11 protein-coding genes are annotated in these 14,897 nt (G+C 44.2%); 5 read left to right on the top strand and 6 right to left on the bottom strand.

Annotated elements, in window-relative coordinates:
• The 3 genes from HGG78_RS00325 (at position 1) to HGG78_RS00315 (ending at position 5,995) form a co-directional block, all read left to right on the top strand.
• A complete protein-coding gene (locus HGG78_RS00325) occupies positions 1 to 1,914 on the top strand; it encodes a beta-N-acetylhexosaminidase (RefSeq protein WP_172531783.1) in 1,914 nt (637 codons plus the stop codon).
• 91 nt (positions 1,915 to 2,005) lie between these two features.
• Positions 2,006 to 4,411 carry a glycoside hydrolase family 94 protein gene (locus tag HGG78_RS00320; protein WP_172531782.1) on the top strand — a complete coding sequence of 802 codons (2,406 nt, stop codon included), beginning with the start codon at positions 2,006 to 2,008 and terminating at the stop codon, positions 4,409 to 4,411.
• Between the two features lie 171 nt (positions 4,412 to 4,582).
• A complete protein-coding gene (locus HGG78_RS00315) occupies positions 4,583 to 5,995 on the top strand; it encodes a phosphoglucomutase/phosphomannomutase family protein (protein ID WP_172531781.1) in 1,413 nt (470 codons plus the stop codon).
• A gap of 200 nt (positions 5,996 to 6,195) precedes the next feature.
• Here HGG78_RS00315 and HGG78_RS00310 read toward each other — a convergent pair whose 3' ends face one another.
• The 6 genes from HGG78_RS00310 to HGG78_RS00285 all read right to left on the bottom strand — a co-directional run bounded on the left by HGG78_RS00310 (position 6,196) and on the right by HGG78_RS00285 (position 12,265).
• A complete protein-coding gene (locus HGG78_RS00310) occupies positions 6,196 to 7,224 on the bottom strand; it encodes an ABC transporter ATP-binding protein (protein WP_172531780.1) in 1,029 nt (342 codons plus the stop codon).
• Positions 7,224 to 8,849, bottom strand: a complete 1,626-nt coding sequence (locus HGG78_RS00305; protein WP_172531779.1) for an ABC transporter permease — start codon at positions 8,847 to 8,849, stop codon at positions 7,224 to 7,226. Before HGG78_RS00305 ends, HGG78_RS00310 begins: the two co-directional genes overlap by 1 nt.
• A gap of 100 nt (positions 8,850 to 8,949) precedes the next feature.
• Positions 8,950 to 9,963, bottom strand: coding sequence for a Fe(3+) ABC transporter substrate-binding protein (locus tag HGG78_RS00300; protein WP_172531778.1), 1,014 nt, complete (start codon positions 9,961 to 9,963; stop codon positions 8,950 to 8,952).
• 140 nt (positions 9,964 to 10,103) lie between these two features.
• A complete protein-coding gene (locus tag HGG78_RS00295; protein ID WP_172531777.1) occupies positions 10,104 to 11,333 on the bottom strand; it encodes an ammonium transporter in 1,230 nt (409 codons plus the stop codon).
• A gap of 28 nt (positions 11,334 to 11,361) precedes the next feature.
• Entirely contained in the window at positions 11,362 to 11,700 is a 339-nt protein-coding gene (locus HGG78_RS00290) for a P-II family nitrogen regulator (RefSeq protein ID WP_053311301.1), read from the bottom strand.
• A 190-nt stretch (positions 11,701 to 11,890) separates the two neighbouring features.
• Complete coding sequence (locus tag HGG78_RS00285; protein WP_053311302.1) at positions 11,891 to 12,265, bottom strand: YacL family protein; 375 nt, start codon at positions 12,263 to 12,265, stop codon at positions 11,891 to 11,893.
• 84 nt (positions 12,266 to 12,349) lie between these two features.
• On the opposite strand from HGG78_RS00285, the gene HGG78_RS00280 reads away from it, so the two are divergent.
• Together HGG78_RS00280 and HGG78_RS00275 are read left to right on the top strand one after the other, a co-directional pair.
• On the top strand, positions 12,350 to 13,495 hold the full coding sequence (locus tag HGG78_RS00280) for a sugar diacid recognition domain-containing protein (protein WP_172531776.1): 1,146 nt from the start codon (positions 12,350 to 12,352) through the stop codon (positions 13,493 to 13,495).
• 133 nt (positions 13,496 to 13,628) lie between these two features.
• Positions 13,629 to 14,894: a GntP family permease gene (locus HGG78_RS00275; protein ID WP_172531775.1), complete on the top strand. Its 1,266-nt coding sequence runs from the start codon at positions 13,629 to 13,631 to the stop codon at positions 14,892 to 14,894.
• Positions 14,895 to 14,897 lie beyond the last annotated feature (3 nt).

The following is a 14,897-nucleotide window of genomic DNA, read 5'->3' as shown; positions in this document are numbered from 1 at the left end:
ATGAGCTATCGAATTGACTTCGCGGTTCTCTCTGAACAAAAACAATTTTGCCGTTTTGGGTTAACTTTTCACAATTTAAGTGATCAAGATTTAAACGACTGGTCACTGCATTTTGTGATAGATCGCTTTATCCAACCCGACAGTGTGACACACGGTGAAGTCACTCAAGTAGGTAGTTTTTGCTCACTTGAACCAGATAGTAAATGCTTACCTGCAAATTCAAATTTTTACTGTGAATTCAGCATAAAAACTGCACCGTTCCATTACTACACCGACGGTGTCAAACACGCATTTGTTCGAACCAATGAATTAGGAATTCAAGTTCAACACGATGTGACCGTTACACCGATTGCACTAGCCTCACCTTATCGTGAACGTAGCATCGTAGCGGAAACTGACACCGCAGCAATGTGCCTAATTCCCAAACCGAACAAAGTTGAAACATTTGATGGGCATTTTACCCTGACAGCATCAAGTCAAATCACATTACAATCATCGTGTGCTGAAATGGCGGCAACCTGGCTACAGCAAGAGCTTAGCTCTCTCTTTGATTGGCAAGTGAAACCCATTGGCAGTGCTGATATTGTCTTAAGAACCAACCCGACCTTCGACGAAGGCACATATTATCTGCTTGTCGACCGAAGCGGCGTGCGCTTAGAAGCCAGTGGACACGTTGGTTTCATTCATGCTTGTGCGACCTTGTTACAGCTTATCCAGCAGCAAGATACGGCATTGATTATTCCTTACGTTAAAATTAGCGATGCCCCTCGTTTTAAATATCGCGGCATGATGCTTGACTGCGCCCGTCATTTTCATGGGGTTGATCGCGTCAAACGCTTAATCAATCAACTTGCCCACTATAAAGTCAACACCTTCCATTGGCATTTGACCGATGATGAAGGCTGGCGTATCGAGATTAAAGCCTTCCCTGAATTAACCACTATCGGTGCTTGGCGCGGAACCGGTGAGGTTCTTGAACCACAATACAGTTTGCTCACTCAGCGTCACGGTGGTTTTTATACTCAGCAAGAGATCAAACACGTCATTGACTATGCCAGTCAACGTGGAATCACTATCATTCCAGAAATCGATATCCCAGGACACAGCCGCGCAGCAATTAAATCGCTACCGCACCTTTTGGTGGATGATGAAGATCAATCTCAATATCGCAGTATTCAATACTACAACGACAACGTGCTCTCCCCTGCACTTCCTGGCACCTACCAATTTTTAGATGCCGTGTTGGAAGAAGTAGCAGCACTGTTTCCTTCTCAATTTATCCATATTGGTGCCGATGAAGTGCCTGATGGTGTGTGGGTTAATAGTCCAAAATGCCAACAATTGATGGCAGAAAACCACTACACCGACGCCAAAGAATTGCAAGGCCACCTACTGCGTTACGCCGAACAAAAACTTCGTGCATTAGGTAAACGCATGGTCGGTTGGGAAGAAGCGCAACACGGTAATAAAGTCAGTAAAGACACGGTTATTTATTCCTGGTTATCGGAAGAAGCGGCACTGAACTGCGCCAAACAAGGCTTCGATGTGATCTTACAGCCGGGTCAATATACCTATTTAGATATCGCTCAAGACTATGCACCGGAAGAACCTGGCGTTGATTGGGCTGGCGTTACCCCTTTAGAAAAAGCATATCGCTACGAGCCTTTGGCCGAAGTGCCTGATGACGATCCACTTCGTAAACGTATTCTCGGTATTCAATGCGCACTTTGGTGTGAACTGGTCAATAACCAACAGCGTATGGACTACATGATATTCCCACGCTTAACCGCACTCGCTGAAGCAGGATGGACGCAAAAATCCCATCGTGATTGGCAAGACTATCTATCACGGCTGAAAGGTCACCTTCCCTTGTTAGACAAACAAGAAATAGGCTACCGATCACCTTGGAAATAACATGAAGCAGGGAGAGTTCACTTCTCTCCACCGTTTTCACTAGCATTAATTTTCGCTGCACAATACGCAGTGTGTTTAAAAGGAAAGAACAATGAAATACGGCTATTTCGATAACGACAATCGTGAATATGTCATTACACGCCCAGACGTACCGGCACCTTGGACAAACTACCTAGGAACAGAAAAATTCTGTACGGTCATTTCCCATAATGCTGGCGGTTACTCATTCTATAACTCGCCAGAGTATAACCGTGTGACTAAATTCCGCCCTAACGCATCGTTTGATCGTCCAGGGCACTATGTATATCTGCGTGATGATGCAACTGGTGATTACTGGTCCATTTCATGGCAACCTGTAGCAAAAAGCCTAGACGAAGCAAACTACGAAGTTCGCCACGGTCTTTCTTATTCAAAATTTAAGTGTGAATACAATGGTATTAGCGCCAGCAAAACCTTGTTTATACCAAAAGGGGAAGATGCAGAAATTTGGGATGTCGTGATCAAAAACGATTCTGATCAACCTCGAACAATCAGCGCCTTTTCATTCGTTGAATTCTCATTTAGCCATATTCAATCTGACAACCAAAATCACCAAATGTCACTGTACTCGGCTGGTACAGCTTACGATGCGGGTGTTATTGAATACGACCTTTACTACAACACCAATGATTTTGAAGGTTTCTACTACTTAGCTTCAACATTTGATCCTGATTCATATGACGGCCAACGCGACAGCTTCTTAGGGCTATACCGTGACGAAGCGAACCCAATTGCTGTTGAAAAAGGTCGCTGTTCAAACAGCGCGCAAACTTGCTACAACCATTGTGGTTCTTTACATAAGCAATTTGTTATTCAACCGGGCGAAGAAGTTCGTTTTGCTTACATTCTCGGTATCGGCAAAGGGAATGGTGCTCGTCTACGTGAAAAATATCAAGATATTACCAACGTTGATGCCGCTTTTGCTGATATCAAAGCGCACTGGGATGAACGCTGCAATAAATTCCAAGTGAAATCACCTAACCAAGGGTTGGATACGATGATCAACACTTGGACACTCTATCAAGCCGAAACATGTGTAGTTTGGTCGCGTTTTGCTTCATTTATTGAAGTCGGTGGGCGTACAGGTCTTGGCTACCGTGATACCGCACAAGACGCTATTTCTGTGCCTCATGCGAACCCGAAAATGACACGTAAGCGTCTGGTTGATTTACTACGAGGCCAAGTGAAAGCCGGTTACGGTTTACACCTCTTTGATCCTGACTGGTTTGATCCAGAAAAAGCTGACGTTAAACCATCTAAGTCACCAACTGTGGTGCCAACGCCAAGTGATGAAGACAAGATCCACGGCATCGAAGATACCTGCTCTGATGACCACTTATGGATAGTACCTACCATTTGCAAATACGTGATGGAAACAGGTGAAACTAGCTTTTTTGATGAAGAGATCCCATACGCTGACAGTGGCAATGCAACCGTTTACGAGCATATGAAAGCGGCATTAGATTTCTCTGCAGAATACGTCGGACAAACCGGCATCTGTAAAGGTCTACGTGCTGACTGGAACGACTGCCTAAATTTAGGCGGTGGTGAGTCATCAATGGTATCTTTCCTTCATTTCTGGGCACTACAAGAGTTTATCGACCTTGCCAAGTTCCGTAAAAATGAGGCTGATGTAGCGAAATATACAGAAATGGCAGCCAACGTACGCGAAGCTTGTGAAACTCACCTGTGGGACGATGAAGGTGGTTGGTATATTCGAGGCCTCACCAAAAATGGCGACAAAATTGGTACAGCCCAACAAACTGAAGGTCGAGTTCACCTTGAATCCAATACGCTAGCTGTACTTTCTGGTGCCGTATCGCAAGAGCGTGGTGAGAAAGCGATGGATGCGGTTGATGAAAACCTATTCTGTGAATATGGTCTGCACCTGAATGCGCCTTCTTTCTCAACACCAAACGACGACATTGGATTTGTGACTCGCGTATATCAAGGGGTAAAAGAGAATGGTGCTATCTTCTCACATCCAAACCCTTGGGCATGGGTGGCTGAAGCTAAATTAGGCCGTGGTGATCGTGCAATGAAATTCTATGACGCACTAAACCCGTATAACCAAAATGACATTATCGAAAAGCGCATTGCTGAACCGTATTCTTACGTACAGTTCATCATGGGACGCGATCATCAAGATCATGGTCGCGCCAACCACCCATGGCTAACCGGCACTTCTGGCTGGGCATATTTCGCGGTGACAAACTTTATTCTCGGTGTTCGTACTGGGTTTGAAGGGCTGACGGTAGATCCTTGTATTCCAACGAATTGGCCAGGCTTTGAAGTAACACGTCAATGGCGCGGTGCGACTTACAACATCAAAGTTGAAAACCCGAGCTCGGTGAGCAAAGGCGTTAAATCTATCACGCTAAACGGCAAGGCTATTGAAGGTGTTATTCCAGTACTTGAAGCTGGCAGTGTCAATGACGTTGTCGTGGTGCTTGGTTAAGGTCAACAGATAGCTCTATATACAGGTAGGTGGCAAGTGAGTTAATCCCCATGAGCATAGATAAACGATGTGATTGGGGTACTAACGCCAAAGTAGCTTAAGTAGGAAGGGTATATTTGCTCCCTTATGAGTTAAGGGAGCAAATTATAGTGAATCCCAAAGGATGAAATTATGATCAAATTTGGTACAGGTGGTTGGCGCGCTTTTATTGGTGAAGAGTTCACAAAAGACAATGTATGTCTTGTAGCTCAAGCCCTTGCTAACATCATCAACAATGAACAAGTGGCAGATAAAGGTTTTATTGTCGGCTATGACCGTCGCTTTTTATCAGATAAAGCAGGCCGCTGGTTCTCTGAAGTATTGGCGGCAAATGGCGTACCAGTTAGCTTCATTGATAAATTTGTTCCAACCCCTATCGTCATGTTCAAAGCCAAAGAAATGGGCTGTGCTTATTCTGCTTGTATTACCGCCTCGCATAACCCTGCAGACTACAACGGGATTAAAGTATTTATCGAAGGTGGACGCGATGCGGATGAAATCATCACGCAAAAGATTGAGCAGCAAATTGCGCATTTAACCCTTGCAGATGTAAAACGGGTCGATTTCGAACAAGCGATTAATGATAAAGCCATTGAAATCATCAATCCCATGAACGAGTTTGTCGATTCAATCATCAACTTTATTGATATTGAAGCCATCAAAAAAGCCAATTTACGAGTCTTGATTGATCCTATGTTTGGGGTGGCTAAAAATGCACTGCAAACCGTGTTGATCAATGGACGCTGTGATGTTGATGTGATCAACGACGGTAAAAACCCCGATTTCGGTGGTTTAATGCCTTCGCCGAGCGCAGCAACATTGTATCGACTAAAGCACCTTGTGGCAGCTGAAGGTTATGATATCGGTATCGGTACCGATGGTGATGCAGACCGCTTAGGTATAATCGACGAAAAAGGTAACTTCATTCACCCCAACGAAGTGCTTATCTTGCTTTACTACTACCTATTGGAATACAAAGGTTGGAAAGGGTCAGTGGTGCGTAACATCGCCACCACTCACCTTCTTGATAAAGTCGCGCAAGATCATGGCGAGAAATGTTTTGAAGTGCCTGTTGGCTTCAAACATATCAGTTCACAAATGGAAGCGGATGACTCTTTGATCGGTGGTGAGAGTTCGGGTGGTTTAACTATTCGTGGGCATATTAAAGGCAAAGATGGCGTATTTGCTTCAAGTCTACTAGTTGAAATGATCAGCGTAACCGGTAAAAAGTTGTCAGAACTGTTGGCCGAAATCTATGGTAAATACGGCTACGCCTATACCGCAGAGGGAGATTGTAAGTTTAAGTCTTCCGAGAAAGAGGCGCTCTACAACAAGATCTATGTCGAGAAACAATTGCCTGAATTTGAATATGAGATTGAAAAAGTCAGCTACGAAGATGGCGCTAAGGTCTATTTCAAAAATGGAGGTTGGGTGATTGCCCGCTTCTCAGGTACTGAACCATTGCTGCGAATTTTTGCCGAAATGGCCGATAAAGAAACCGCAGAACGCGTTCTTCTACAGGTAAAAGAATTCCTGTCGTTGTAACGCTCGTACCCAGCCTACTTGGAGTTGCAGATAAACAACCAGTCAGTTTATCCCCATGCACAACGGCAAACTATGTGATTAGGGATAAGCGAGCGTAGTTAGCACCGCCGCAGCTTCAAGTGGGCAAGGTAATCAGCTTCACTCAAATGAGTTCCCTATAGGTGAAGACATTTGCCCGGCATTTTTGGCCGGGCTTTTTTCTAAAATGCCAATATCCCTTGGGTATCAATATTCACCGCAACACTTTGGCCAATAAGCAGTGCTTGGGAAGAAGTGGCTAATAATTTACTGCCATTGACCTCAATTACATAGCGGCAGTGATCCCCCATGAACTGCTGTTCAATAACATGAACACTGCTTTCATCTTGAGCTGAAATCTGCACATGTTGCGGGCGTAATAACAGCTCACACGCAGCGTTCAGTGGTATCTGTTGTTGCGCTATCGCCTCGACAACCCCCAACTCCGTTTTAAACTGAGAATCAGAAAGACGCGTTGCTGCTAGGTAACTTCCTCCACCAAGGAAATCAGCAACAAATTTACTCGATGGCTGATAATACAATTCTGATGCCGTACCATATTGTTCAATCACACCATGATTCATGACCGCCATTTTATCAGCGAACGCAAACGCTTCTTCGCGGCTATGTGTCACAAAAATTGCTGTCACTCCCTGCTTTTTGAAGATTTTACGAATTTCAGCGATTAATTCATGACGAACTTGGGTATCAATATTGGAAAACGGTTCATCGAGTAGCAGTAGATCCGGCTTGTAAGCCAATGAACGTGCTATCGCGACTCGTTGTTGCTGACCGCCGGATAATTGATGTGGATAGCGCCCATCCAAACCTGATAAATGGACCAGCTCTAACATCTCTGAAACTTTGTTTGCACGTTCAAGGGCGGGCATGTGCCGTAAGCCAAATGCAACATTTTCAGCCACCGTGAGATGAGGAAAAAGCGCATAGTCTTGGAAGATCATGCCGATATTACGCTCTTCTGGTGGCAGCCAATTTTCACCATCATCAATCGTCACACAATTTAAGCTCATCACACCAGAGCTCAGAGGCAATAAACCGGCAATCGCTTTGAGTAAGGTGGTTTTACCGCACCCACTGGCTCCAAGTAAACAAACAATTTCACCCTGTTCGACATCCAGAGTCAACGATTCAAGCACCGTTTGAGATTCATACTTACAAGTCAAATTATGAATAGAGAGTGCACAGCTCATCAGTGATTTTGCTCCAGAGAACGGTTAACGATAACAAGCGGAATTAAGCCCACTAAAACTAATAAAACGGCAGGTAACGCAGCCAATTCCAAATGCTCATCAGAGGCATAGTTGTAAACATAAGTCGCCAGAGTTTCAAAATTAAATGGGCGTAGCAAGAGAGCGGCATTCAGCTCTTTCATTGACTCAATAAAAACCAGTAAACCAGCAATCAGTGCGCCTCGACGGATCAGTGGTAAATGCACCCGCCACAACATACGGTTTGTCTTACACCCCATGGTGCGAGCGGCCATATCTAAAGAAGGTGAAATTTTATTGAGGCTGCTTTCGATACTGCCAATCGCAACCGCAGAAAAACGCACCACTAAAGCAAAAATAATGGCAAACATTGAACCAGAAAAGACTAACCCCGGACGTCCCCACTGCATGTATTTAGCAATGTCGTTCACGAGATGATCCATAAATAGTACCGGCAACATGATACCAATCGCCAGCACCGTTCCGGGCACAGCGTAGCCCATTGAAGAGAGACGCATAAAGCTTAAATTACTGCGATTGGGCGCTAAGCGATAACAGAAATTGACCACCAGCGCGACAAATACGGCCAATATTGCGGCGCTAAAGGAAACGGTAAAACTGTTTATTGCGTATTCACGAAACTCCACCGTAAAACTCTGCTCGAAATAATGATAAGCGTAAGACAGCAGTTGCATCAGTGGCAAAATAAAGGCAATAGCCACCAATCCCCAACACCAGATCAATGCCAACCATTTTTTCCAACCTTGCAACTGATAACGGAAATCTTCATGGCTATTGAACTGACTTTGGAACAGTTTTTGTTTGCGCCGACTGTAACGTTCCGCGCTAAGTAGCAGGATAACAATAACTAACATCACCGCTGATATCTTTGCAGCAGCGTTTAAATTGGAGTAGCCAAGCCAAGTATCATAAACCGCTGTGGTTAAAGTATTGACCGCGAAATAGCTCATCGTACCAAAATCACCCACCGTCTCCATCGCGACAAGCGACAAGCCAACCGCCATTGAAGGGCGAACTAACGGCAATGAGATACGTCGAAAGCTTTCCCACGGAGAACATTTCAGCAACCGCGCCGATTGCAGTAAAGAGACATTTTGCTCCATAAACGCAGCCCGGCACAGTAAATACACATAAGGGTAAAGGACTAACGCCAATACAATGCTAGCACCTGTTAAAGAGCGAAGATCTGGGAACCAATAGTCACCGACACCCCATCCGGTCAAATCACGCAGTAGAATTTGGATTGGTCCGGCATAATCAAACCATCCGGTAAAAATATAACCAACAATGTAAGCGGGCATCGCCAATGGCAGAACTAACGCCCATTGTAAGATACGCTCACCCGGAAGCCGACACATTGCCATGATCCAAGCGCTAGGAATACCAAAAATTAAGGACAGTCCCATCACACTCAAAGTCAGAACGATGGTGTTGAAAGTATAGGTAGGCATCACTGTCGACATCAGATGAGAAAAAACATCGTCAGTTTGTCCAACAGCGGTATAAAAGATCGCTAAGATCGGCAAAACCAGTAACACAGCAAGTGCGGCGCTACTGGTTTTCCATAATAAATTTTTTTCTTTCATCGCCTAATTACAACAAGGCCTTATGAAACTCAAATACAAGTGCAAATACATCTCATATCCCTTTATTAGAATAGGGGTATGGTTATACCCCTAAAGCTAATTAAAGGTCAAATTTGACTTCATCTAGCAGTTTAATTGCCGCTTCGTGATTGTCTGCGATTTTCTCTAACGGCAATTTATCTGCTTTGAACTCACCCCAAGAAGCAACGAGTTCAGAGCGCTCAACACCCGCTTTCACTGGGTATTCAAAATTCACTTCCGCGTACATGTGTTGCGCACTGTCGCTAGTTAAAAATTCCATTAACTTAACGGCATTGTCTTTGTTTGGTGAATATTTCGCTAACGCCATCCCGCTGACATTGACGTGAGTACCTTGCGCATTTTGGCCTGGGAAATTGATGTAAACCGAATCAGCCCAAGACTTCTGCTTAGGATCGTTGATCATTTTACCTAGGTAATAGCTGTTACCTAATGAGACATCACATAACCCTTCTTTGATCGCTTTAACTTGGTCGCGATCATTACCTTGTGGTTTACGAGCCAAGTTTGCTTTCACGCCTTCAAGCCAAGCTTTGGTTGTTGCTTCACCTTGTTCTGCAATCATTGAAGCAACAAGAGCAACGTTATAAGGGTGCTTGCCGCTGCGCGTACAAACTTTTCCTTTGAACTCAGGCTTAGCGAGGTCGGCATAATTAAAGTCAGCACCCAACTTTCCAACACGGTCACGTGAAGAATAAACGCTGCGAGTACGTACTGTTAATGCAAACCATTCATCAGCACTGTCGCGGTATTGCGCTGGAATATTGCTGTCGATAGTGTCGTTGTCGACAGGTTGAACGAGACCTTTTTCAGACAATTCAAACAAACGACTAAACTCAGAAGTTAAGATCACATCAGCAGGGCTGTATTCGCCTTCTTGCGCCAATTTTTCAGCAATACCTTCTTTTGCAAACTTCACATTGACCTTAATACCAGTCTCTTTAGTGAATTCTTTGAACATAGGTTCAATCAAAAATGGTTGGCGGTAAGAGTAAACGTTAACTTCTTCCGCAGCCATCGCTGATGGAGCCAATGCACTACAAGCAATTGCAGAAAGAGTAAGCAGTTTCTTCATTATGTCGTTCCTTTGAATTGGTAATGATAATGTATATCAGTTTCGTTATTATATTCATGCTTAATCTTAAAACAATCACTAATCGAAAAAAAACCTGCCGTTTGCGACAGGTTTTTTCCGATTTTATCTGTAAGGAAATATTACTTCACAGTGACAAACTCAGGATAAGCTCCTACGCCACAGTCATGCATATCCATACCTTCTAGCTCTTCTTCTTCGGTTACTCGAATTCCGATGGTTGCTTTCAATACCGCCCAAACCACTAGGCTTGCACCAAATACCCAAGCAAAAATGACAGCGGCACCGAGTAACTGTGAGCCAAAGCTTGCGTCACCGTTACTGATTGGCACAACCATTAAGCCGAAGAAACCACATACACCATGAACTGAAATCGCACCAACTGGGTCATCGATTTTCACTTTATCCAGAGCAATAATGCTAAACACTACAAGTACACCAGCAACCGCACCGATAGCAACAGAATAGAGCGGTGATGGCGAGAGTGGGTCTGCGGTGATAGCCACTAAACCAGCCAACGCACCGTTGAGGATCATCGTTAAATCTGCTTTACCCCATGTAGTTTTACAAACAAGTAGTGCCGCAATTGAACCTGCCGCCGCCGCCGCGTTAGTGTTCAAGAAAATTTGACCTACAGCGGTTGCATTTTCGAAATCAGACAGCATCAATTGTGAACCGCCGTTAAACCCAAACCAACCAAACCAAAGGATAAACGTACCTAGCGTTGCTAATGGCATGTTTGAACCAGGGATTGGGTATATCTCACCATTTTTGCCGTATTTACCTTTACGTGCACCTAGCAGTAATACACCCGCTAACGCTGCTGAAGCACCAGCCATATGCACAATACCAGAGCCTGCGAAATCACTAAATCCAGCATCAGCGAGGAAACCTCCGCCCCATGTCCAGTAGCCTTCCATTGGGTAGATAAATGCAGTCAAAATGGCAGAGAAAATAAGGAAAGACCACAATTTCATTCGTTCTGCGACCGCGCCAGAAACCACAGACATCGCAGTTGCAACGAAGACCACTTGGAAGAAGAAATCTGATTCTAGTGAGTGATCAGCACCTTCACCTTGGCTACCAATCAGTGAACCAAATGATGGTAACCAACCCGCTTCAGCGTTGTCGACATACATAATGTTGTAACCAACCACTAAGTAAGTCGTACATGCAATAGCGTACAAACAAAAGTTCTTAGTTAAAATTTCGGTTGTATTTTTCGAACGTACTAAGCCCGCTTCTAACATGGCAAAACCGGCTGCCATCCACATCACTAATGCGCCCGAAATTAAGAAAAAGAACGTATCTAGAGCGTAACGTAACTCTGTTACTGTTGCTGATAATTCCATAATAGTTTTCTCCAATCCTTTGAATCTTTTATAGTGCTTCTGTATCCATTTCACCCGTACGAATACGAACCGCCTGGCTTAAGTCATACACAAAAATTTTGCCATCACCGATCTTACCGGTATGCGCAGCCTTAATAATCGCTTCAACCACACGATCAACATTTTCTGACTGTGTCGCTATCTCCAGTTTCACTTTTGGTAAAAAGTCCACTTGGTACTCTGCACCTCGGTATAGTTCGGTATGGCCTTTTTGACGGCCAAAACCTTTAACTTCTGATACTGTCATCCCTTCGATGCCAACATCTGCCAGTGCTTCACGCACATCATCTAACTTAAATGGTTTAATTATCGCGTTTATTAGTTTCATCGCATCCTCTCTGAAGCTGTAGTCCGTTTACGATTAATTAAATCCAAGGTACGTGCCAACTTTTTAATCTGTTGATTTTAAATGATTTAAATTAAATTCCCGATAAAAAAACAAAAGGGCCGCACCAATTAGGTGCAGCCCTTTCCCGAAAATAAGGCGAAACGCTTAAGCTTCACCAGTATTGTGCAACTTAGCGGTGGTAACCGATAAATTGACACCATTTATCCATCATTAAAACAAAATCATCAATGCCACAGCTCGCGGTGCTCTCACAATCATAGAAATCAAACTCGCTGTCTGTATCTAATTCATCTGCATGAGATAACACGTTTTCTTGCACCGTTACCTCGTCAGATAAAATGATGAGACTGATTTCGCATCCTTCAAGCGTCACTTCTCGGCTGGCTTCATTTTGTGCCGTTTCGATCAACTGCAATACTTGACCTATTTTAGTGTGATCCTTATTAATCTCTTCTTGCAACCAGCGACCAATGATTTCGTGCCCCATAGAGAAAGCGCAGTAATAACTGCCATCAAGGGTATTTTTTTTAAATTCGTAATCCATCTAAATTCTCTGCAGATTGCTGCTTGGTGATATCGTCAACTTTGTTATTATCGGTGATTATCCCTAGCGAAACCACTTGAGATTATGCAGATCACCGAAACCATCGCCCGACAAATAGTTGAGCGAGCCATGAAGATCATCAGTTATTCGATCAATGTAATGGATGACAAAGGACGCATTATTGGCTCTGGCGACTCTGCACGTTTACACCAAAAGCACGAAGGGGCGATTCTGGCGATCAATGAAAACCGCGTCGTCGAGATTGATAAGGCCACATCTGGATACCTTAAGGGTGTAAAACCGGGAATTAATCTACCTATTATTTACCAAGAGCAAGTCATTGGTGTTGTGGGTATTTCAGGCGCACCGAGTGAAGTGCGCCATTACGGTGAGTTAGTTAAAATGACGGCTGAGCTTATTGTTGAGCAAGCGGCATTGATGGCTCAGGTTCAATGGAATAAACGCCACCGTGAAGAATTATTATTGCAATTGATCCAAGGCTCAACTCTCAATGAAACACAGCTCAACTCAATTGCCGAACGTTTGGGGCTAGACCTTTCTCAGCCGCGTATAGCCGCGGTAGTTAAAGTCATACCTGAAAAAGATACGGCGCTTTCTTTGGAACATCTACAGCAACTTGTCCATTTACTAGAATACCCTGAACGCGACAACTTGGTCGGAATTATCTCGGTCTCGTTTAATGAAGTGGTAGTGCTAAAGCCGATCTCATTAACTCATAAAGGATGGTCGCAAGAAATCGAAGCAAAACGAGTTAACCAACTCCTCAAACGAATCAAAAAAGAGGGCAAATTCACTATAAAAATTGCCTTGGGTGATTATTTTCCAACACTCGCTGGTTTGGCAAAATCCTACCAGACCGCCAAGCTTACCATGCAAGCTTCAGATAATAAGCCTGGCCAAGTGTTCTTCTATCAAGATGACAAACTCCCCGTGTTACTTAACAGCATTAAAGATGAGCAGTGGCGAAGTGATCAATTACGCCAGCCTTACACACTACTAGAGTCATATGACACCAAAGGCATTCTGATGAAGACGCTTGAGAGTTATTTTGCTCAAAACTGCGATGTACATCAAACTTGCCAAGTACTTCATATTCATCGTAATACCCTACGCTACCGGCTAGAGAAGATAGAGCAAGTTACCTCTTTAAAATTCAATAAGTTAAATGATATCACTCATCTTTATCTGGCTTTTTCTTGTTTTAAATAAACATTAAAATTGTGCAAACGCACAAATAACCCTCTTATTCCTTCCTTAAAATTCGTACAGATAGCTAAAGACTACTCACTATTGGCTGCATATATTGCAGCCAAATACAGATTAACTAGTACGGATATTGAACATGATTGAAGTTTCTACGCTTGGCGCTTTGGCTGCACTTGTCGTTGCCATCGGCTTAATTCTCAAAAAAGTTCCACCCGCTTATGGCATGATCATTGGTGCGTTGGTCGGCGGTGTGATCGGCGGTGTTTCGCTAACCGATACCGTGGCCTTAATGATTGGTGGTGCTCAAGGCATCGTAACCGCTGTGCTGCGTATTCTTGCGGCTGGTGTTCTTGCTGGGGTATTGATTGAATCCGGCGCAGCAACTTCTATCGCTGAAAATATTGTAAAAAAGGTTGGTGAGACTCGAGCACTCCTTGCTTTGGCACTTGCAACCATGATCTTGACTTCAGTCGGTGTGTTTGTCGATGTTGCAGTGATCACCGTTTCACCAATCGCTTTGGCAATTGCACGTCGTGCGGACATTTCAAAAACCGCGATTTTATTGGCGATGGTCGGTGGCGGTAAAGCGGGCAACGTAATGTCACCAAACCCTAATGCCATTGCGGCGGCGGATGCTTTCAATGTACCGCTAACTTCAGTCATGGCTGCGGGCGTGATCCCTGGTTTATGTGGTTTGTTGCTTGCTTATTTTATTGCTAAACGTCTAGTAAATAAGGGTAACAAAGTTTCTGAAACTGAAGTGGTCGCGGTTGATCACAGCAAATTGCCTTCTTTCACAACAGCAATCGTTGCACCACTAGTAGCGATTGCCCTGCTAGCACTGCGCCCAATCGCAGGCATCAATGTTGACCCTCTTATTGCGTTGCCACTTGGTGGTTTGCTTGGTGCGATCGCTATGGGACGTTTCCAAGAAACCAACCGTTTTGCTATATCAGGTCTGAATCGTATGGCACCCGTTGCTGTCTTGTTGATGGGTACTGGTACTTTAGCCGGCATCGTAGCCAACTCTGGATTAAAAGATGGTTTGATTGATCTGCTTGCTCTGTCTGGTCTGCCATCTTTCCTACTTGCTCCTATCTCTGGTGCAATGATGTCACTTGCCACCGCTTCAACCACGGCAGGTACAGCCGTTGCTGCAAGTGTATTTAGCACCACTATTTTAGAACTTGGTGTACCCGCTTTAGCTGGGGCGGCCATGATTCACTCGGGTGCAACAGTTTTAGACCATATGCCACATGGTAGCTTTTTCCATGCAACCGGCGGCGCGGTTCATATGGACATTCGTGAACGCCTCAAGCTGATCCCTTATGAATCTGCTGTTGGCTTAATGATCGCCTTTGTATCGGTGATGATATTTGGTGTGTTTGGTCTATTTGTTTAATTT

The organism is Vibrio aestuarianus, from assembly GCF_012395185.1.
In the GTDB taxonomy this organism is placed as follows: Bacteria; Pseudomonadota; Gammaproteobacteria; order Enterobacterales; family Vibrionaceae; genus Vibrio; species Vibrio aestuarianus.
This window is presented reverse-complemented; position numbering and strand designations above follow the sequence as displayed.

Coding starts and splice junctions, on each gene's coding strand:
- HGG78_RS00325 (WP_172531783.1), top strand. CDS start 1: ATGAGCTATCGAATTGACTTCGCGGTTCTCTCTGAACAAAAACAATTT.
- HGG78_RS00320 (WP_172531782.1), top strand. CDS start 2,006: ATGAAATACGGCTATTTCGATAACGACAATCGTGAATATGTCATTACA.
- HGG78_RS00315 (WP_172531781.1), top strand. CDS start 4,583: ATGATCAAATTTGGTACAGGTGGTTGGCGCGCTTTTATTGGTGAAGAG.
- HGG78_RS00310 (WP_172531780.1), bottom strand. CDS start 7,224: ATGAGCTGTGCACTCTCTATTCATAATTTGACTTGTAAGTATGAATCT.
- HGG78_RS00305 (WP_172531779.1), bottom strand. CDS start 8,849: ATGAAAGAAAAAAATTTATTATGGAAAACCAGTAGCGCCGCACTTGCT.
- HGG78_RS00300 (WP_172531778.1), bottom strand. CDS start 9,963: ATGAAGAAACTGCTTACTCTTTCTGCAATTGCTTGTAGTGCATTGGCT.
- HGG78_RS00295 (WP_172531777.1), bottom strand. CDS start 11,333: ATGGAATTATCAGCAACAGTAACAGAGTTACGTTACGCTCTAGATACG.
- HGG78_RS00290 (WP_053311301.1), bottom strand. CDS start 11,700: ATGAAACTAATAAACGCGATAATTAAACCATTTAAGTTAGATGATGTG.
- HGG78_RS00285 (WP_053311302.1), bottom strand. CDS start 12,265: ATGGATTACGAATTTAAAAAAAATACCCTTGATGGCAGTTATTACTGC.
- HGG78_RS00280 (WP_172531776.1), top strand. CDS start 12,350: ATGCAGATCACCGAAACCATCGCCCGACAAATAGTTGAGCGAGCCATG.
- HGG78_RS00275 (WP_172531775.1), top strand. CDS start 13,629: ATGATTGAAGTTTCTACGCTTGGCGCTTTGGCTGCACTTGTCGTTGCC.